Source organism: Mycolicibacter virginiensis (genome assembly GCF_022374935.2).
GTDB classification, from domain to species: Bacteria; Actinomycetota; Actinomycetes; order Mycobacteriales; family Mycobacteriaceae; genus Mycobacterium; species Mycobacterium virginiense.
Genome location: NZ_CP092430.2, coordinates 845,899 through 863,918, shown reverse-complemented (window position 1 = coordinate 863,918; position 18,020 = coordinate 845,899). Strand labels below are relative to the sequence as shown.

19 protein-coding genes and 4 tRNA genes are annotated in these 18,020 nt (G+C 66.7%); 10 read left to right on the top strand and 13 right to left on the bottom strand.

Annotation, left to right across the window (positions count from 1 at the left end; translation table 11 throughout):
- Positions 1-67: 67 nt before the first annotated feature.
- Positions 68-1,258: a pyridoxal phosphate-dependent aminotransferase gene (locus tag MJO54_RS04265; RefSeq protein ID WP_105295752.1), complete on the top strand. Its 1,191-nt coding sequence runs from the start codon at positions 68-70 to the stop codon at positions 1,256-1,258.
- Here the strand turns inward: MJO54_RS04265 and MJO54_RS04260 are convergent.
- A complete protein-coding gene (locus tag MJO54_RS04260) occupies positions 1,245-1,697 on the bottom strand; it encodes an SRPBCC family protein (protein WP_046282589.1) in 453 nt (150 codons plus the stop codon). The genes MJO54_RS04265 and MJO54_RS04260 overlap by 14 nt on opposite strands.
- A gap of 55 nt (positions 1,698-1,752) precedes the next feature.
- On the bottom strand, positions 1,753-2,196 hold the full coding sequence (locus MJO54_RS04255; RefSeq protein WP_046282590.1) for an SRPBCC family protein: 444 nt from the start codon (positions 2,194-2,196) through the stop codon (positions 1,753-1,755).
- 94 nt (positions 2,197-2,290) lie between these two features.
- Here MJO54_RS04255 and MJO54_RS04250 point away from each other — a divergent pair, with 94 nt between their 5' ends.
- The gene (locus MJO54_RS04250; RefSeq protein ID WP_233428689.1) at positions 2,291-2,623 is read left to right on the top strand and encodes a DUF732 domain-containing protein; all 333 of its coding nucleotides are present in this window, start codon (positions 2,291-2,293) and stop codon (positions 2,621-2,623) included.
- Between the two features lie 3 nt (positions 2,624-2,626).
- Here the strand turns inward: MJO54_RS04250 and MJO54_RS04245 are convergent, their stop codons facing one another.
- The 3 genes from MJO54_RS04245 to MJO54_RS04235 form a co-directional block, all read right to left on the bottom strand.
- A complete protein-coding gene (locus MJO54_RS04245; RefSeq protein ID WP_240175709.1) occupies positions 2,627-3,430 on the bottom strand; it encodes a hypothetical protein in 804 nt (267 codons plus the stop codon).
- Positions 3,431-3,597: 167 nt separating this feature from the next.
- Positions 3,598-3,984: a hypothetical protein gene (locus tag MJO54_RS04240; protein WP_240175708.1), complete on the bottom strand. Its 387-nt coding sequence runs from the start codon at positions 3,982-3,984 to the stop codon at positions 3,598-3,600.
- Positions 3,984-4,622, bottom strand: a complete 639-nt coding sequence (locus MJO54_RS04235; RefSeq protein WP_240175707.1) for a nucleotidyltransferase domain-containing protein — start codon at positions 4,620-4,622, stop codon at positions 3,984-3,986. Before MJO54_RS04235 ends, MJO54_RS04240 begins: the two co-directional genes overlap by 1 nt.
- A 698-nt stretch (positions 4,623-5,320) precedes the next feature.
- Between MJO54_RS04235 and MJO54_RS04230 the strand changes: the two genes are divergently transcribed.
- The 5 genes from MJO54_RS04230 to MJO54_RS04210 all read left to right on the top strand — a co-directional run bounded on the left by MJO54_RS04230 (position 5,321) and on the right by MJO54_RS04210 (position 11,511).
- Positions 5,321-7,117, top strand: coding sequence for a DEAD/DEAH box helicase family protein (locus MJO54_RS04230; RefSeq protein WP_240175706.1), 1,797 nt, complete (start codon positions 5,321-5,323; stop codon positions 7,115-7,117).
- Entirely contained in the window at positions 7,114-8,583 is a 1,470-nt protein-coding gene (locus MJO54_RS04225) for a hypothetical protein (RefSeq protein WP_240175705.1), read from the top strand. Before MJO54_RS04230 ends, MJO54_RS04225 begins: the two co-directional genes overlap by 4 nt.
- A gap of 166 nt (positions 8,584-8,749) precedes the next feature.
- A complete protein-coding gene (locus tag MJO54_RS04220; RefSeq protein ID WP_240175704.1) occupies positions 8,750-9,253 on the top strand; it encodes a hypothetical protein in 504 nt (167 codons plus the stop codon).
- A complete protein-coding gene (locus tag MJO54_RS04215; protein ID WP_240175703.1) occupies positions 9,250-9,522 on the top strand; it encodes a type II toxin-antitoxin system RelE family toxin in 273 nt (90 codons plus the stop codon). Before MJO54_RS04220 ends, MJO54_RS04215 begins: the two co-directional genes overlap by 4 nt.
- Before the next feature lie 66 nt (positions 9,523-9,588).
- Positions 9,589-11,511, top strand: coding sequence for a serine/threonine-protein kinase (locus MJO54_RS04210; RefSeq protein ID WP_240175702.1), 1,923 nt, complete (start codon positions 9,589-9,591; stop codon positions 11,509-11,511).
- 14 nt (positions 11,512-11,525) lie between these two features.
- Here the strand turns inward: MJO54_RS04210 and MJO54_RS04205 are convergent, their stop codons facing one another.
- Positions 11,526-11,708, bottom strand: coding sequence for a hypothetical protein (locus MJO54_RS04205; protein WP_240175701.1), 183 nt, complete (start codon positions 11,706-11,708; stop codon positions 11,526-11,528).
- Positions 11,709-12,104 (bottom strand): hypothetical protein, encoded by a 396-nt coding sequence (locus MJO54_RS04200; RefSeq protein ID WP_240175700.1) that lies wholly within the window; start codon positions 12,102-12,104, stop codon positions 11,709-11,711.
- A gap of 533 nt (positions 12,105-12,637) precedes the next feature.
- Between MJO54_RS04200 and MJO54_RS04195 the strand changes: the two genes are divergently transcribed.
- Together MJO54_RS04195 and MJO54_RS04190 are read left to right on the top strand one after the other, a co-directional pair.
- Positions 12,638-14,173, top strand: a complete 1,536-nt coding sequence (locus MJO54_RS04195; RefSeq protein WP_240175699.1) for a DUF726 domain-containing protein — start codon at positions 12,638-12,640, stop codon at positions 14,171-14,173.
- 63 nt (positions 14,174-14,236) lie between these two features.
- Positions 14,237-14,749: a hypothetical protein gene (locus MJO54_RS04190; protein WP_240175698.1), complete on the top strand. Its 513-nt coding sequence runs from the start codon at positions 14,237-14,239 to the stop codon at positions 14,747-14,749.
- A 527-nt stretch (positions 14,750-15,276) separates the two neighbouring features.
- Here MJO54_RS04190 and MJO54_RS04185 read toward each other — a convergent pair.
- The 5 genes from MJO54_RS04185 to MJO54_RS04165 all read right to left on the bottom strand — a co-directional run bounded on the left by MJO54_RS04185 (position 15,277) and on the right by MJO54_RS04165 (position 16,836).
- Positions 15,277-16,194: a protein NO VEIN domain-containing protein gene (locus tag MJO54_RS04185; RefSeq protein ID WP_240175697.1), complete on the bottom strand. Its 918-nt coding sequence runs from the start codon at positions 16,192-16,194 to the stop codon at positions 15,277-15,279.
- 90 nt (positions 16,195-16,284) lie between these two features.
- The gene (locus tag MJO54_RS04180; protein WP_240175696.1) at positions 16,285-16,425 is read right to left on the bottom strand and encodes a hypothetical protein; all 141 of its coding nucleotides are present in this window, start codon (positions 16,423-16,425) and stop codon (positions 16,285-16,287) included.
- Between the two features lie 115 nt (positions 16,426-16,540).
- A tRNA-Phe gene (locus MJO54_RS04175) sits at positions 16,541-16,614 on the bottom strand.
- A gap of 32 nt (positions 16,615-16,646) precedes the next feature.
- Positions 16,647-16,720, bottom strand: a tRNA-Asp gene (locus MJO54_RS04170).
- 43 nt (positions 16,721-16,763) lie between these two features.
- Positions 16,764-16,836 (bottom strand) — tRNA-Glu (locus MJO54_RS04165).
- A 134-nt stretch (positions 16,837-16,970) separates the two neighbouring features.
- On the opposite strand from MJO54_RS04165, the gene MJO54_RS04160 reads away from it, so the two are divergent.
- Positions 16,971-17,046, top strand: a tRNA-Lys gene (locus MJO54_RS04160).
- 50 nt (positions 17,047-17,096) lie between these two features.
- Here MJO54_RS04160 and MJO54_RS04155 read toward each other — a convergent pair.
- Positions 17,097-18,011 carry a class I SAM-dependent methyltransferase gene (locus MJO54_RS04155; RefSeq protein WP_240175695.1) on the bottom strand — a complete coding sequence of 305 codons (915 nt, stop codon included), beginning with the start codon at positions 18,009-18,011 and terminating at the stop codon, positions 17,097-17,099.
- Positions 18,012-18,020 lie beyond the last annotated feature (9 nt).

The window sequence follows — 18,020 nt, the reverse complement described above, 5'->3', positions numbered from 1 at the left end:
GCCTGCTTCCGGCCGCTCCTTCGGGCTCCTCGCCTGCGCTTTAGGCTCGGGTCTCATGACGGCGCGGATGGTCTCACGACTGGAGCCCTATGCCACCACGATCTTCGCTGAGATGTCGGCGCTGGCCGCACGGATCGGCGCGGTCAACCTCGGCCAGGGCTTCCCCGACGAGGACGGACCGCCCGCGATGCTCGAGGCCGCGCGGTCCGCGATCACCGACGGCGTCAACCAATACCCGCCCGGGCCCGGCATCCCCGCCCTGCGTGAAGCCATCGCCGGGCAGCGCGCCCGCAAGTACGGGATCGACTACGACCCCGACACCGAAGTCCTGGTGACAGTAGGGGCTACCGAGGCCATCGCCGCCGCGGTGCTCGGGCTGGTGGAGCCCGGTTCCGATGTGGTGCTGCTCGAACCGTTCTACGACTCCTATTCACCGGTGGTCGCCATGGCCGGGGCACGACGGGTCAGTGTGTCGCTGGTGCCCGACGGGCGCGGATTCGCCTTGGATGCCGACGCATTGCGGCGCGCCATCACCCCCGCGACCCGGGCGCTGATCGTCAACTCACCGCACAATCCGACCGGCACCGTGTTCACCGAGTCCGAATTGGCCGAGATCGCGCGCATCGCGGTGCAGGCCGATCTGCTGGTGATCTCCGACGAGGTCTATGAGCACCTGGTCTTCGCCGAACGGACCCACCGCCCGTTGGCCGCCTTCGAGGGGATGGCGGAGCGCACCATCACCATCTCCAGCGCGGCGAAGATGTTCAACTGCACCGGCTGGAAGATCGGGTGGGCGTGCGGACCGGCGGAGCTTTTGGCCGGAGTGCGGGCCGCCAAGCAGTACCTGAGCTATGTCGGCGGTGCGCCGTTTCAGCCGGCGGTGGCGCTGGCGCTCAACACCGAGGACGCCTGGGTGGCGGCGTTGCGCGCGACCATGCAGGCCCGCCGCGACCGGTTGACCGCCGGCTTGCGGGGCATCGGATTCGAAGTGCACGACAGCTTCGGCACCTATTTCCTGTGCGCCGATCCCCGCCCCCTGGGCTACGACGACAGCACGGCGTTCTGCGCCGAGCTGCCACATCGGGCCGGGGTGGCCGCTATCCCGCTGTCGGCGTTCTGTGTGTCCGGTTCGGAAGCCACGGCCCCCGATGTCTGGAATCACTTGGTGCGGTTCACCTTCGTCAAACGTGAGGACACCATCGACGAGGCGATCCGGCGGCTGGAGACGCTGCGCGACGGGCCCGCTACTGCTCGGTAGTGGCGTCGTCTCCCATGATTTGCTGACGCAGCCGTTCGGTGGCGATGCTCAGCACCAGCTTGCTGGCGCGCCGCACGATGAACTCCGGGATCGGCCCGGACGGCTCGACCGTGATATCGAAGCGCACCCTCGTGCTGTCGGGGCCTTCACGAGTCAGGGTGTACTCGACGTGCTGGGCGCGCTGCTGGGCTGTTGCCTTGGCATCCCAGACCATCCAGTCCGGACCCCAGTGGTATTCCAGGATCTCCTTGTCCACCAAACCCAGAATCTTGATGGTGGCCAGCACGTGATGGGGACGGCCGTCCTCGTACTTGTCGAGGACTTCGATCCGCTTGTGCACCGGCGACCACGAAGCCAACTCGGACACATCAGCGAGCGCGTCGAGGATTTTCTCCGGCGGCGCGTCAATCACAATTTCCCGCGATGCTCGAACAGCCACTAGATCGAGCCTAACGCCGAGCCCTCCTGGCTGCGGGATTTCATCGCAGGTGGTGTCAGCGACTCTTCTTGATCTTGAGCACCTGGTCGCGCAGGCCGTCGGTGGCGGTCTTCATGCCGCCCTTGAGCGTGCTCTTGAGCAGGAACCCCGGGATCGGGATCGACGGGTCGACGTCCATGTCGAACCGCACCTTGGTTTTGTCACCCTGCGGGGTCAACGTGTACTTGGCGTCCTGCGCCTTGAGCTGACCGGCCGACACCAGGGTCCAGCCGACGCTGTTGTCAGTCCAGCTGTATTCGACGACCTGCTCGTCGGTGAGGCCGGCCGCCTTGATCTTCATCCGCACCCGACGCGGACGACCGTCGTCGTACGTGTCGAGCACCTCAGCACTCTGGTACTGCGGTGACCAGGACGGAACAGACTCGACGTCGGCGAGGACTTCGAAGATCTCCTCCGCGCTCGCTTCGATAACCACCTCGCGGGAATCCTTGACTGCCATGGCAGGCACCCTAACCAGGCGGGCGGTGATGCGTGGGGATTTGGGCCGCCCGAGAGTCGCCCCCTCGCCGGTTCGCGGTGGCACGATGGAGGTCATGCATGTGACCGTCCGGATTGCCGCACCCCTGCTGGCCGCCGCGGCACTGACCGCCGCGCCGGCCGCCCACGCCGATGACGCGAGCTACCTGGCCCGGGTCAACGCCGCCCCGGTGGCGATCCCGGTCGCCGACCACGTCAAAGTGACCTCAGGGCACTACATCTGCGCCGAGTTGCGGATGTATGGCCATACCGGGACTTACCGTGCCGGCATCTCGCCGGGTGACCTGGTGCGCCAGCTGACCAACACCTTCTATTACAGCCCCGAAGCCGCCGACGTTCAGATTCAGGCGGCGCAGGCCGAGATCTGCCCGGAGACGTTGCGGCCCTAAGGCTTAGCCGAGGCCGAACCCGGCGCCCGGGCCGCCCTTGGCGTTGAGGTCCTCGAGGATCGCCTTGAACATCACGATCCCGGGGCCCGACTGGTCCGGCGGCGCGGTCGGGAAGCTTCCATCGCGGACCATGGCGATCAGCAAGTTGTCGATGGTGATCGGCGACCCGTCATCACCGGGCTTCCACCACTCTTCACCGGCGGTGTCTACGCCGGCAGGCCCGATGTCGTAGCAGTTGAGGCCGGTGCCGCGGCCCAGCTTGCAGGCCTGTTTCGGGGCCGGAGGTTCCGCAGCGACGGGTTCTTGGGTGGCGGGTTCTTCGGTGGCAGGTTCTGGGGCGGCAGGCTCTGGGGCCGCGGGTTCCGCGCCGGGTTCCGGGGCGGCAGGTTCTGCGCCTGCAGGTTCTGGGGCGGCGGGATTGGGCTCTTTCGGGCCCAGGCCGAAGATCCCAAAGCCTTCGTAATCGCCGATCGGCTTCACCTTGACCGGATCGAACTCGATCACCGCGTAGCCCAGTCCCTGGTCGGCGGCCACCACCGTGCCCACGCCGCCGTGGTCTTCGGCCCCCTCGACGACCACGGACGAGCCCGGCCCACCGCAGTTCGCGGCGGTGAAACCGATCAGCCGGCCGGCGCTGTCGTGCCCCATCGCGGTCAGCGTGCACAGCGTGTCGTCGTGGAGCACGATCGCGGCACCGCCGCCGAGCTGGATCTTGTCACTTACCGCTGCGGCGGACGGCAGCCCGGCGGAGGCGATCACGGCGGAGATGAGGATCGCCGTCGCTCGTCGAGTCGAGGCAGGGTGCACAGCGGGCCAGTCTAGGGGCCTGATCCGGCGAGGCCGGTTCGACTCGGCGTGGGTTGACGCGAATGTGATGGCCGGCTGGCCGGCTCGCTGATCACACAGCGCCCTCCGCCTGTGAATCGATTGTGGCCAGCCGGGTTCGCTCCACAAAGCCGGAGCCCCACCCCGAACTATCCCCGAGCGGCCACTGCTTGCTTGGCAGCCTCGACCAGGTACTCCGCTGCACGGTTCATCTTCTTCAGCTCCGCGACGGTCAGGTCCTGATGCATGTAGGCAGCCTTGTTCTTCAAGTTGAGCAGGGTGTTGAGATGCCGCTCGGATCCGCTGTCTGCCTGCTTGAGCAAGGCAACGGCCTCGCTGTGGTTACCGGTGTTGGAGTGCTCGCCGAGGCGCACGCAGCAGATCACGTCCGAGGCGGCGATACCCGCGTCCACGTAGAGGTCCCCGGCCGCGTTGGGCATCTCCTTCCCGAGATGCTCCGCGGCGTCGAAGAACTCGTTCGCCTTGGACAGACGCCCCGCGGTGACCACGGAGTCGCAGTTCCGCCGCCCCGCCATCAGGACCCCTTCGCGTGGCGCAGCTGCGCGTTGAACCAGGCCCGTGTCCCAGCGACGGTCAGGCCCTGCTTCGACACGTCATCTAGCAGGGGCTCACCGGCGGTGGCCGCAGCGTGGAACTCATCCTCGACGTACTCGACGATGCGGCCGTCATTGCCGGTCCATGCGGTGACCAGTCGGGCGAGTTCGGTCAACCGCTGCTCCCACACTTCGTCCCCGTCATCGGTGGAGCCAGTCCCGCGCACCAGGATCAGGTCGATGTCACTGTCGAGCTTCATGCGCCCGGTCGCGGCCGATCCGAACACCGCGGCGTACCGCAGCGTCGTCCCCCACCCGGCAAGGTGCTGTTCGAGGCGACTGAGGAACGTGGAATTCAGCCGGGACAACGCCTTGATGGGCTCGGTCGCGAGGTGCTCGGCGTTGAGTCGGTAAGTGTGGGTTCTACCTATTTGGTCGTGCAGGACCACGCCCTGTGTGGTGAGGCGGTTGAGGACCTTGCGGATACCTTCCCCTGACGCGGTGGTGAGGACACGCTGGACCTGGTTGATCGTGAACGTGACGTCTGCACTCGCCAGGACGGCGAGCACGTCGCCATCCAGGGTCGGTGTCACCGTGGCGAACGGCTTGTTCAGCTGCATCACCCGCACCCCTTCTCCAACTAAAGTTAGAGTAACACAACTATAGTTGGAGAGCCTGCGTCGGGAGACTGGCCGCGTCCCACAACGTCACGACTAGCGATGGTCTGGTACGTGCTGCGGAACCCTGGCGGGGCCGACCTGCTGTCTAGATCGCCAAGGCCGGCTACGGGTTCTACCTCGCCCGTTCCACATGCGCAGGAGATCCGATACCCCGCGAAGGTGCCACCACTGGGCACACCCGGGTGGCCGAAGTCTGGATCGGGCGGCGGGCATGGAAGACGAATAAACGTCGGGTGATCTTGAGCGCCAAGGGAAAATAGCCCCTGAAGTGGCCAGGGCCGGGATCGAACCGGCGACCTTCCGCTTTTCAGTTCGCAGGCGGGCACGTTTGCCCAGGCCGGGCAATATCAGTGGGTGCCGTTGACCAGGCGTTTTGTCCGTCAGCCTCCGGGATCGGGTACAGGTCTTGTGACATCTCTGTGACACATTTTGGGCGTTTCGGGCGTCGTCACTCCCACCGTCGCCGCGACCCGATCAAGCGTCTAGGGTGGGCCGGGTCGCCGCTGCATGTCGTGGTCCCTTCAGTTTGGAAAACCTGTGTGCGTCCGCGGGCCCCTGCCGGCGGCTACTCGTTGGGTCTCGCTCCGTGTTGAGGATGTCGCGATCGAGTGTCGTCGTGATGTCGTAGCGTCTGCCGGATGACCGAGCCCTCCGATTCAGAGCAGCCGGCCGGAGTCGGGGTGTCCCTCGATCCGCGCAGGACGTTCACCCGGGCCGAGGTGCGGCGCGCCTGGGAGCTACAAGGACAGGTGTGCAAGCTGTGCAGGCGCGCCATCCCGGCGGATCTGATGCACGGCGATCACATACACCCGTGGAGCTTGGGTGGCCGCACCTCGTTCGACAATCTCCAGGCGCTGTGCGGGTCGTGCAACCTCCGCAAGGGCTCCAAGCCGCAGGATGTCATCGCTCAGCGCTTCGATCCAGCGAAGCTGCGTCCGGGTTCAGGGGTGTTACGGCGATGGCAGCGTGAGGCGCTGCCGGCCGTTCTGCAGGCCCTACGAGCGGAACCGGTCCTGGTCGAGGCGTGTCCCGGCGCGGGTAAGACGCGGTTCGGTCTGGAGGTCGCCTACCAGATGGTGGCGGCCGGTGACATCTCCCGGCTTCTGATCGTTGTTCCGACGGTCGGCATCGCCGACGGGTGGCGGTCTGCGGCGAGTCCGTCTGTGCCACACACACCCACGCTGCCGCTTCACGGGCTGGGGCGTTGGCGCGCGGTGGACCCGATCGGTGACCGCTGGCTCGGAGCGATCACCACCTACCAGTCGTTGTGTGCCGCTCCGGACATGTTCCTGGCCCATGTGACCGACCCGGGTCATCGCACGCTGGTGATCTTCGACGAGGTCCATCACGCCGGCGCTGACGCGTCGTGGGGCGCAGCTGCTCAGTTCGCCTTCGCGCAGGGCGCCGCTGCGATCCTGTCGTTGTCGGGCACACCTTTCCGAACGGGCCGCGACCCGATCGTGTTCGTCCCCACGCACGAGGGGAACGCCAAGCCGCACTTCCGGTATTCGTACGACGAGGCCATCCGCGACGGTGCGTGTCGGCCGGTGCAGTTCGTGGAGGCCCGCGGCAGGACGACGTTCCGCACCCCGCAGGGTGAACTGGAGACGGTGAGTTTCGATGACAGCGCCCTCACCGAGGCCGGTGAACGTATGCGGCTCCGCGGAGCGCTGGAGTGGATCGCCGACGGTTCGATCGCGGACAAGATGCTGCGCGACGCGAACGAGTATCTGATTTCGCTGCGCAGCCAAGGTGATTCAGACGCCGCCGGGCTGGTGGTGTGCGTCGACTGCACGCATGCGGCGCGCGTGACCCAGCACCTTGAGGACAACATCATCGGCCGACGCCCGGTGATGGCCTGCTCGACCATACAGGACGAGAACGACCCGGCGCCGGCCCACGCCATCCATCGGTTCGGCATCTCCCACGATCCGTGGTTGGTGGCCGTCAACATGGTGTCGGAGGGCATCGACATCCGACGTCTCCGCGTCGTGGTGTACCTGACGAATCGGCTCACGCTGCTGTCGTTCCGGCAGATCGTCGGTCGTGTCGTGCGCACCGATCCAGCCAACGTGGACGACCACGGCCGCGTCTACTTCCCGGCCGACGGCCGACTGATCGACATGGCGCGCAAGGTGACCGATCAACCGGACCTGTTGCCGCCGCCGATGATGATCGTCACCGACCCCACACCGGAGCCGACACACGTGCGGCAACACACGAACTCCGGCGAGTCCGAGGTCGTGAGTTCGATCGGTGAACAGGGCGGCGTCTTCGACACCGCAGGCCGCGAGGCGGAATCGGAGTTGGTGACGTGCGCCCGGAGATTCATCGAGTTGCACGGCCTGACCGGGACAGACGCAGAGTCTCTGGCGATCGCCGCCGCGGAGACTCCTGCGCTCGCTGACCAACTTCTGGCCGTGAAGGACGCATGACGGTCAAGCTCACGGCGCACGTCGCGACGATCATCCTGATCGGTGGCCGCTACACCACCGACGGCGGCGACGAACTCGATTCCCGTCAGCCGTTCGCCGACGACACACACTCGTCTATCCCGCTCAAGACGCTCTCGACCTCCGAGTTGTGGTGGGACACGGCGTCGTCGGTGGTGCTTCCCCTTCTCGAAGCCCGAGGCGCCGATGCCGTCGCCAACATCGGTGGCCCACGAACCCTGATGTCTCCGAACCCCAACGGAGCTGTGCTGCGCCGCAGAATGTCGAGCGTGCTCCCGGGCGGGGTTCGAACTCCGAAGAAGCACGCCGGTAGATGGCGGCTAGTGGAGATGTCGCAGATGTGGGAAGACGACCAGGACGCCGCAGTGGTGGTGGACACCTGGGGCTGGTACTGGTTCAACGCCATGTCCGCGAGCGACTACGCAAATTTCGAGAAGACGTGGCTATCGCACGACAATCTCGTCATCGTCGCGCCGCACACCCACGCCGCAACGGTCTTCCTCGACGGCTACATCCAGTGGGTAGCCGAAGGCCGGTATCAGCACACGTTGGACACGCCCCTGCCGCCCTACAACTGGGATCTGAGTCAGATTCCAGTTGTGCCGGTGGAAGCTGACTTCCACGTGACCGGTGTCCTTCAAGACGGCAGCTGGGTCGACCCCGCACCGCTGGAGGCCGCCCGCGCGCTGCTTCAAGCCCGCTTCGACCTCCGCATCGGCCTGTGGGACTTGGCGACCAACGACACGCTGAGGACGACGCTGCTGCGGGAAACTCCGGTCCTGGCCGCTCCACAGGCCATCGCAAGCAGACCCGCCCCCGTTGTCGCCCACGAGCAGCGCATGAAGGCCGACCGAACCCCGGAGCAGGTCGAGCGGGACAACGCCTGGGCTGCCGCCGCCGAGAGCCTCAAAACACTCGATGCCCACGGGTGGACCGCGGACCTACCAGACTCCAGGGGCAAGGTGGATCCGGAGGCGAAGTACACACGCTCGTTGCCGCTTGCCGTTGTCCCTGAGCCTGGCCCGGCCGACGACCGTCCTCGCCACCCGGCACTACGCCCCGGGAAGCCGATTCTGTGGCTGCACTGCAACTTCCAGCCGGCGGTTGAACACACCGCGGGGTTGATCGTGGCACCCCCGACCAGCCTGCGGCTCCGCTACGAGATCGGGATGTTCTTCTTCGACAACCGCCTCGCGTTTCAGGAGGCCAGCGACCCGTACACCCACAGCACGATGACAAGCGGCGGCAGCCGCGGCCTGATGTTCTACAGCATCGCGCTCTTCGGTGGGCCGGACCCCTCTGGGTGGCATGACCGAATCGAATTCATCACGCAGAAGACGCAGACGTGGCGAACCCTGCTGCTTCCGGTCATCGACATGTGCCTGCAGTCGATCTACGCGGATCCGAGCGGTTCAGTCCCGGAACCAGACTTTCCCTTCGCGGACTGAACCGCGTCCCAAGGCTCTCCTTCCGCTGCCAGTGGAGACGCGGACCAGCGGCGCCGCGCCCTGAGTCCGCCGCTTCCGCACCGCCGTGCCCGGCTCGCACCCGCACCACCTCTCAGCCCCTCGAACAGCAGGTATCGTGCAGGGAGCGGGACTAGCCTGAGTTGCTGTGGCCGATGTCGATGAGCTCTACAGCGGGATCAAGCGACTGGATGAAGCCGTTGCCCAGGGCGCCTGGCACAGGGCGAAACTCTGGGGTGGTGCGAGTGTTGTCGTGGCCCTCCACCAGCCGGATGCCGACTCCGAGTACAAGTACGTCGTTACGCCTCACGCCGCGGAGTTGAGCTGGCTGTTCGCCGAGTTGTGGCAGGTGTTCAAGAAGCACGACGCCATCGACCACATGACGAAGTTCGAGTTCTTCGGCCGGCTCGCGAACGCGGCGCTGCACTACCAGCGCCGAGCGGCCGGAGACGAACAGGTGCGAGACCTGCTGGGCGCCGTCGTCCACGAGGCATACGCACTCGCTGACGAGATAGACGAGGGGTCGTTCACAGCGCTCGCGGTCGCGCCGGTAGGAGTCGTGTTCGACGACCTCATCGACCGATCTGACCGGGACGACTACATGACCATCGAGGAGACTCGACGCTGGTTCGCCGAGCGGGGAATCGAATGAGCGACCTCCGGTTGGACCCGGCTGTGACGAAGTTCCTCGACGGCTTGGATGCCAAGCGGTTTCGTCAGCTGGGGCGCCGCATCCACGACCTCGGCCGGGACTGTTACCCCGCCGACGCCAGGCACCTGTCCAATCACCCGGGCTACCGACGTATCGACTTCGGCGAGTTCCGCATCTGCTACCGGGTTCTCGACGACGTCGTACACGTGCGCCTCGTCGGCCGACGGAACGATGACGCGGTGTACAGGACGCTGGACCGAATCGACTGAAGCCGTACTCGGGTGCGGTGCGCGAGGACGCGGGTAGCCCGGCGCCGGGCCTGCCACACTCTCCTCGTGGACGTCACCGAGATCGTGGAGTACCGCGTCATCCGTCAGCTCGGCGCCGGCGGCATGGGCCAGGTGTTCCTGGTCCAGCACCCGCGCCTGCCCAGGCAGGACGCGCTGAAGCTGCTCGATGCCGGGGTCTCCCGCAGCAACGACTTCAAGGTCCGGTTCCAGCGCGAGGCCGATCTGCTGGCGCAGCTGAGCCACCCGAACATCGTGACGCTGCACGACCGCGGTGAGTTCGAGGGCCGGCTGTGGATCACGATGGAGTACGTCGACGGTACCGACGCCTCCGAGCTGATCAAGGAGGATGCCCTCGACCCCGGCCTCGCGGTCCAGCTGGTCGGCGGCGCGGGCGCCGCACTGGACTACGCCTGGCGCAAGCAGAGGATCACCCACCGCGATGTGAAGCCGGCGAACATCCTGCTCGCGATGGACGGCGACGAGGTCGAGTCGGTGAAGCTGGCGGACTTCGGCATCGCGAAGGCGGCCGGTGAGTCCACGAGCCTCACCTCGACGGGTATGACCATCGGCACGATGCAGTACATGTCGCCGGAGGCGATCGAGGGCGAGGAGGTCGACAACCGCTCGGACATCTACTCCCTGGGCTGCACCGCGTTCCATCTCCTCGCCGGACGGCCGCCCTTCACGGGGACCTCGATCGCGTCGACGATGTCCGCACACCTGACGAAGCCGGTGCCGTCCATCGCCGCGGTCAACCCGCATCTGCCGGAGTCGATGGACGGAGTCTTCGAGCGGGTGCTGGCGAAGGAGCCGGGCGACCGGTACCAGTCGTGCGCGGAGTTCGTGTCGGCGTTGCAGGAGGCCGCCGGCGGCGACGTCGCGGCGTTCGCGCCGACCATTGCCGCGGCCACGCAGCCGTCGAACGCGCCGACGCAGGTGCGGAAGGCCGCGGCGAAGGCCGCGCCGCCACCGCAGCCGAAGTCCAGGACGGTCCCCATCGCCGCGGCGGTGGCGGCGACGTTGGCGGTCGCTGCGACGGCGGTCGGGGTGTACGCGATGCGAGGCGGGAGCGACGAAGCCGCGGCGCCGGCGGAGACTTCGACAACGGCCGCCGTAACCCCTCCGGTGAACACGCCGCCGTCATCGGCGCAGGCCGCGCCGCTGCCCGACAGCCCATCACCAAACGCAGGCTGCCCAGGCACCACCGCCACCGCTCGCCACGACCTCGAGCATCCCTATCTGGGCCGGATGCGGGTTTTCGTCATCCCTCAGACACCGTCGTACGGCGCCGCGGCCGGCGACGGCGGCTGCGTCTCCGCTGTGACCGCTGCCGGCTCGGTTCTCATGCCGATTCCCGTCAAGTTCGGCTACGGGTTCGAGTTTCCCGAGCCAGCGACCGATCTGACCGGCAATCTCTTCATTCGCTACCACGGCGGCGGAGCTCACAACCCTGCAATGGTTCTGGTCTTGGTCCCGACCGCACAGGGGTTCAGGACCATCGGTGAGGACATGCTCGACACCGAGCTGATCGGTCCCGGCGTCGACGGACGATACGTGCTTCGCGAACACCAGAACGACTGCACACCCTCGTGTGCCGCGGGGACATGGACCGACACGGACTTGCATTGGGACGGAAGCGGTTACGTCGGGGAGGGTAAGCCGGCGACGCCCGCGGTCACTTCGACCCCGACCCTGGTGACGACGACGGCGGCGTCCCCGTCCATCTCCGCCGGCATGCCGTGCACCAGTCCAGGTGCACCGTCACCTGACGGGAGGTTCGGATGCAGCGGAGAGAACCTGATTTGGGTGGACGAGAACGCCCCGCCTCTCCCCACCATCGGATGGGACGCGATCGGGCAGCCCTGTACGAACCCGGGCGCCAAGGCGCGGCTCGAAGCCTCTGACGGGGTCCTCACCTGCACGTCGGCAGGGGGAGGCGCCTACGTCTGGGTGAGCGGGGCGTACTGAGTGCGCAGTCGGTTTCAGTCCCACCACCCGCCGCCGTAACTCGCGTGCCGGTGGGTCTGACGGTCGTCGATCACGTCCTCGGCAACCTCCCCGCCGCTGTTCGCGTCACGGGTGAGTGACCGTGCGATCCGACGCTGCGCAGCGCGTTCGGAGGCGAACCACTCGCGGCGGAACGGCTGGCGACTGGGTGGCGCCATTCAACAGCCGCCGTAGATCCGCTCCCACAGCTCTCCGGCCGGGCGGTAGCCACACGCAGTACGGCGGTGGTCCTTGCCCAAGCGGAAGGTTGAAGATGCGGTCGCGTTCCGCTTTCCAGTGCCGTTCAACCACGTCGCGACCGGTGAGCACATCTTCTCGCGGCCGTCCGTGCCATTGTGCAGGATGCGCATACCGGCGGCAGCTGTGTAACCGAACGGCTCGTAGTTGCCCTTGCCGTCCACGTTCACCCACTCCGGCGTCGGCACCCGCACCGGCGCCGTGGTGACGGCCGCTGCGGCCGGGGTGACGCGCACGGGCTTCTCCGGCGCACCGCACGCGGACAGCGCGGCAGCACCGGCGACCAATGCGGCGATCAAGGCGGACTTGAAGTTCATGCAGTAAGAGTTTCAAACAGTGTTGCAGCACTTCAGTTTTGAGTGTCACGCCCTTCGCCATCGTGGCATGGTTCCCTTCAGAGGCAATCGCAGCGGGATGGACTCTCCACCTCTCGGAGCGAGGAGGCAACCGCGACGATTTCCGTACCTCGCGTCCATACGCGCTCGGCGGACTGACTCACGAGGGCAGCCAACAACCCCAGCAACCATGCCACCGCCACGGGGCCGTGAGCGGCAGCAAAACCTCGGAGCGCGACTTGTTCGTCCAGAGCGGCGCCCGAAGAACGATCAAGTCCGCGGCGCTTCTAGTCCGCACGCTGATACGCAGTCGCTAAACCTGTCAGAACGCTGAAATACGCTGACCCATGGCAGTCACAACTCCGCGGTCGACGCGTCGATACCGGCGCTGGCGGTAGTGGTGCTGCTCTGTCGTTCTGGAAGGGTGGAAGCCGGTGAGGTTTGTTCGTTACTCGGAGCCGTCGGGTGCGTTGATCCAGTCAGAGGTGCGATCACTGGAGGGTCGGCTTCTTCGCGTGTCAGGTGGTCTGGAAGATGTCGAGCCCACCCGAACCGGCGATGCAGTGATGATCGAGAACGTTGCTCTGGTGCACAATGCCTGGTCGTACGCGAAACTCGAGTACGCGTATCGACGCTCCGACGGGGCCGATGGAAGCGACGAGTTGCGCAAGCGTGCCGATGGGCACGAGAAGGTGATCGAGCAGATCGCGGGGCTGATCGATCGATTGGGTACCGAGGTGCGCAAGGGTTGGTGCTCGGCGTGCTTCGAGTTGACGGACCACCGCAAGGTCGAGGCCACAGGGCTGACGACCGCCTATCTCTGCTCATCCTGCGGTTCGCCGACGGCCCGCTGCGTCGCGCCGACGTGTACCAACATGGCGGTCCGGCGGTTCGGTGCCGTACGCACGCCGCGGTTCTGCGCCGAGCACAAGCACGAGATTCCCAGCTTCGAGAGGGCGACCGAGACGATCGAGGCTCTCGAGGACTACGAGCAGCTGTTCCAGTACGACAAGCCCAATCTCGCGAAGGGCACCACCATGGCGGCGGCGGGTGTCCTGGGCGCCGGGTTCGCGATCCCCGCTGGAATCGTGGCGGCGCCGGCGATCGGCGGTGCCATCGGGTCGATGTTCCTGGGCCTCAACGGTGCCGCCGCCGGGAGTGCGGGGCTCGCGCTTCTCGGAGGCGGCGCGGTCGCCGCAGGTGGTCTCGGAATGGTCGGCGGAACGTACGTGGTGGCCGCCGTCGGCGGAGCGCTGGGCTCGGCGGTCGGTATGCGTTTCACCAATGCATATGTCGGCGAGGACAAGTCGTTCGCGATCGAACTCTTCCGCCCCGGCACCGGGACACCCGTCATTTTGGCCCGAGGGTTCACCACGGAGAAGTCGACCGATTGGCGGGCCATGGTGGAACTGGCCGAGAAGCGGTACCCGGACGCACCGATCTACAAGCTCCGCTGGGGAAGCAAGGAGCTTGCCGCACTAGGGATTCTGGTGGCGAAGAATCTCGGGGTGAAGCAGGGAATCGGAGCGGCCGCCGTAGCCGCAGCGAAGGCGGGCAAAGCCGCTGCGAAGAAGTTGGGGCCGGTCGCTCCGGCGCTCATCGCGCTGGACCTGGCGAAGAACCCATGGCACGTGGCGAAGGTGCGGGCGGACCGAACCGGTGTCGCGCTAGCAGGCATCATCGCTCGTACGAAGAGTGACGGGTTCATACTGGTCGGCCACAGCCTGGGCGCACGCGCCATGATCGTCGCCGCGCAGACCCTCGCCGGTAAGTCCGGCGGACCCAGGATCACGGCCATGCACACCCTGGGCGCCGCGGTCGGGCGCAATCAAGATTGGCGGACCCTCAGCGAGGGAGTCTCGGGTGAGGTAAACAACTACCACTCGACCAGGGACAAGGTGCTCCAGATCCTGTACACGGTGGCTCAGGGCGGGAGCGTCGCGGTCGGCCGCCGCGGGTTCGGTGCATCCCACGCGAACCTGATCGACCACGACGTGTCCAACATCGTCGGCGGGCATTCCGAGTACGCCGCTAACGTCGCTCTGGCATAGCCGGTTCGAGCGGCGGCGGCTGACCTCCGCGAAGTTGTCGGCATCAGGTGTCACCCTGGAGAGGTGAAGGTTCCCGGGTCATGGGCAGCGGCGCGCAGGTACGCCATCGGCGAGGACAGATTGGGCAGGTACCCCGAGGTGCCCGACGACATCGGCCCCGTGCACGCGCTGCTGTTCGACCCGCCCGGCGTGCAGCCGCGATGGACGCATCGACCCGAGTGGCTGGACAAGCCGAAGCCGCACGAGCCGATCTTCCTGGAGTCCTACCGCTCCGAGGAGGCCGCGTGTGGCCGGCGGGTTCGGCTGGTGTTCCCGGTGCCGTTCGACACCGCCGAAGACGAGGTGTGCCCCGACTGCCGGACGATGGCGCAGCTGTGGGTCAGCGACCGTCCCGCGTTCGATGAGCGCGTTCGGGAGCGGGAGGAACGCCGCCGTGAGAAGGAGAACAGGCGGTACGAGTCGGAGCGGGCGGAGGCCGACTACGCAGAGTTCCTACGCCGGCAGGACGCGGCGCTGTGGGCGGGGAAGACACCGCCAGGCGAGGACCTCGACGAGGACGACGAACTCGCGTTATAACTGGGTGGATCGATCAGGAACACACCACGATCCCGCAGCTGGGCCAGGAGGGACGCCTTGTTGTCCGGGTGGGTTCGGTGTGCGGCAGGATGGCCCGGGCCACCGACCGGAAGTGTCGCCACATGGGGGAAGTCGAAGTAGCAGTCGTCGGCGGCAGGCGGTGCCTGCGCCACCAGCAGGAGTTGGACCTTGTCGGGTCGGTACCGCTGGGCTGAGACCGCACGACGTTGGCGAACCTCCGCGGCGGCGGTCTCGTCTCGCGCAACTGTCGGCGGTGACGCGCCCGAGGTCGGCCGACTGGTGCCAGTGTCCGCGCGGCTTGCCGGACCGCTGGTGCGGCACTGCTGACGACCGGCCTTGGTGGGCGGGTGCAGTCCGTCGCGGTAGCACGGACCGAGATCGAAGTTGGTCCGCGCTTCCCGATCCGCGATGGCCTACATGATGTCCCAGCCGTGGCCGAAGCGGCCGGGCAGTGCTGTCCTCTCCGGACTACTGCGCAGCGGGTTGTGGTCGTCGAGGCGACCGGTTCAGCCAGCCCCCGTGAACCGCCCCCGGTACTGCACCGGCCGCAGGTCGAAGTGCGTCTCAGTGACCGGCCCGTCATGTGCCGTCAACGTCGCGGTTCCCGTTTCAAGGTCCATCGCGTGGAAGATCCAGAGCGAGTACCGATCCGGGTGCGCCCGCGAGTACGTCACCTCACCGGCCGTGATGAAGAAGCAGGGGTCCGGCGAGCGGCTTCCCTCCACCTCGACAAAGTGGATGTCGCCGGCCGGGTGGCGCACCTCGATGTCGTAGCCGGGGTTGTTGTGCGGCATCCGCTCGACCGTCGCAGTCGGCCACCGACGCTTGGCCTCCTCGAGAGCCCGTTCCATGGCCAGGGCGTCGACGAGCTGGTTGTCCTCGGCGTTGGCGTACCCCAGTTCGCCCGCCTCGTCGACCGCTGTCGAGACCTCCGATGCCGGATCGGTGTCGATCGCCCCGGAGTGGTCCGTTGCGGGGTCCGGTTCCGGGCTCGCCTCGGGAGCCGTGAGCTGTTCAACGCTCGGCGCAGCTACCCGCGTGCGCCGCGCCTGCGCGCCGCGGGTCCGGCAAGCGAGCTTCTCAGTGGTCGTCGGCAAACCGAACTCCGACTGCACCGCTGCCAGTCTCGCGTACAAGTACCGGCGCAGCTCCGGTGTCATCGTGGCGTCGAAGTGCAGCAGTGCCCGCAACACCGCGTCTTCGTGCTCGGCCCACTTCGTGACGCGGGAATGTTCGCCGCCGGCTACCTGGTGCACCGCGCGACGCAACTCGATGATCCGGCTGGGCTTCACCCCGTCACGTTTGGCGGCGGCCTCCGGGACGGACAGTCCGGCCTCTTCGTCGCGCAGAGTGTTGCCGTAGTGGCAGTCGGCGTCCCGGAGCAAGTCGAGGATCTCGGGGCGGTGCACTTCGATGTCGGCCATCTGTTTCCCCTATCGGTCGTGTGAAGGTAACCCACGCACGCACAATCTTGGCCTCCCATTCCCGGAGACGGGGCTCCTATCTGCGGACGGTCAGTAGCGGTGACCGTTCAACCACCGCCACAGCCGCTTCCACCACAACGACTCCCTGGCCGAGGCCGCGACGGTGCTCTCGGCCATCACGACGGAGCAGCCGAAGGAGAAGGACGCGAAGTCACCAGCGTCGTGGGTCATCGGGGTCGCCGGACCGGGGATTAAATTCGGAATGGGTCACTGTGGGTCATCGGGAACGCCGCAGCAAACGCCCCCAGAAACCAGAAAACCACCCGTCACCAGGTGGTTCACTCTGTGGCCAGGGCCGGGATCGAACCGGCGACCTTCCGCTTTTCAGGCGGACGCTCGTACCAACTGAGCTACCTGGCCGGAAGGCACCAGGTGCCTCGCCGTAATAAAAGCGACCCTGACGGGACTTGAACCCGCGACCTCCGCCGTGACAGGGCGGCGCGCTAACCAACTGCGCCACAGGGCCTTGCTTGTACTGCTTCACTCCCGGCATTTCCGCCGCTTGCGAGTACCCCCAACGGGATTCGAACCCGTGCTACCGCCGTGAAAGGGCGGCGTCCTAGGCCACTAGACGATGGGGGCCAGAACCGAATCTCTCCGAGGCACTCACAACGCTTCACGTTGGGAGCTTGGCTAGCTTAGGGCACAGGAGCCCGAATCCTCAAACCCGGCCCTCATCGAGCACGATCGGGCAGGCAGTATTCTGTTCCAGCACGGCCCCTATAGCTCAGTTGGTAGAGCTACGGACTTTTAATCCGCAGGTCGCAGGTTCGAGCCCTGCTGGGGGCACCACACACCACATCCGACGGTCAACGTCTTCCGCCCACCCGCTGTGACCCTTTTCATACCGCGGGCCCAGGCAAAACGGCGCTCAAGTAGGTCATGTCGTCGAACGCGATCGCCAGTTCGTCATCGCCGTATTCCAGGCTGCACTCGGCGTAGAGGTCGCGGACTTGGCGGCCCGTCACCGTCCAGCCCGCGCCGGTCAGGTACTCGATGATGTGGTTGCGCTCGCCGTGGTAGATCAGGTCGCCGATCTCCACTTCGAACCCCAGCGCCGACATCTTCTCGCGGTGTTCGCGCCAGGCCGGGCTGGCGAAGACCGACGTGTCGCTGATGAACTCACAGGCCACCCGGCTGCCCGGTGCGCTCAACGACTTGATGGTGTCGAACAGGGCGTCCTGGGCGTCGGGCTGCAGGTAGATCAGCAGCCCCTCGGCGCTCCACACCGTCGGTGCCTGCGGATCGAATCCGGCGGCCCGCAGGGCGGTCGGCCAGTCGTCGCGCAGATCGATGGCCACGGTGCGCCGCTCGGCGGTCGGCTCGGCACCCAGATCACGCAACGTGGTGGTCTTGAACTCGATCACCTCCGGCAGGTCTACCTCGTAGACCACCGTGCCCGCCGGCCAGTCCAACCGGTAGGCGCGGGAATCCAACCCGGAGGCGAGGATGACCGCCTGCCGGATGCCGCTGCGGGTCGCCGACAGGAAGTGCTCGTCGAAGAATCGGGTCCGCACGCCCATGCCGTGGCCCATCCGGATCGGGTCGAACTCGCCGCCTTCGACGACCGGGATGTCGCCGTCGACCATCCGGGTGAAGAAGTCGATGCCCACCGCGCGCACCAGCGGCGCCGCCCAGGGGTCGTTGATCAGCTTGTCCGGTCCCGAGGTGGCCAGGGCGCGCTGCGCGGCCACCATGGTCGCGGTCGCCCCCACACTGGTGGCCAAGTCCCAGCTGTCACTGTCCGTGCGCGTCATCGATGCCTC

Coding starts and splice junctions, on each gene's coding strand:
- MJO54_RS04265 (WP_105295752.1), top strand. CDS start 68: ATGGTCTCACGACTGGAGCCCTATGCCACCACGATCTTCGCTGAGATG.
- MJO54_RS04255 (WP_046282590.1), bottom strand. CDS start 2,196: ATGGCAGTCAAGGATTCCCGCGAGGTGGTTATCGAAGCGAGCGCGGAG.
- MJO54_RS04250 (WP_233428689.1), top strand. CDS start 2,291: ATGCATGTGACCGTCCGGATTGCCGCACCCCTGCTGGCCGCCGCGGCA.
- MJO54_RS04240 (WP_240175708.1), bottom strand. CDS start 3,984: ATGGCGGGGCGGCGGAACTGCGACTCCGTGGTCACCGCGGGGCGTCTG.
- MJO54_RS04235 (WP_240175707.1), bottom strand. CDS start 4,622: ATGCAGCTGAACAAGCCGTTCGCCACGGTGACACCGACCCTGGATGGC.
- MJO54_RS04230 (WP_240175706.1), top strand. CDS start 5,321: ATGACCGAGCCCTCCGATTCAGAGCAGCCGGCCGGAGTCGGGGTGTCC.
- MJO54_RS04225 (WP_240175705.1), top strand. CDS start 7,114: ATGACGGTCAAGCTCACGGCGCACGTCGCGACGATCATCCTGATCGGT.
- MJO54_RS04215 (WP_240175703.1), top strand. CDS start 9,250: ATGAGCGACCTCCGGTTGGACCCGGCTGTGACGAAGTTCCTCGACGGC.
- MJO54_RS04205 (WP_240175701.1), bottom strand. CDS start 11,708: ATGGCGCCACCCAGTCGCCAGCCGTTCCGCCGCGAGTGGTTCGCCTCC.
- MJO54_RS04200 (WP_240175700.1), bottom strand. CDS start 12,104: ATGAACTTCAAGTCCGCCTTGATCGCCGCATTGGTCGCCGGTGCTGCC.
- MJO54_RS04185 (WP_240175697.1), bottom strand. CDS start 16,194: ATGGCCGACATCGAAGTGCACCGCCCCGAGATCCTCGACTTGCTCCGG.
- MJO54_RS04180 (WP_240175696.1), bottom strand. CDS start 16,425: ATGACCCACGACGCTGGTGACTTCGCGTCCTTCTCCTTCGGCTGCTCC.
- MJO54_RS04155 (WP_240175695.1), bottom strand. CDS start 18,011: ATGACGCGCACGGACAGTGACAGCTGGGACTTGGCCACCAGTGTGGGG.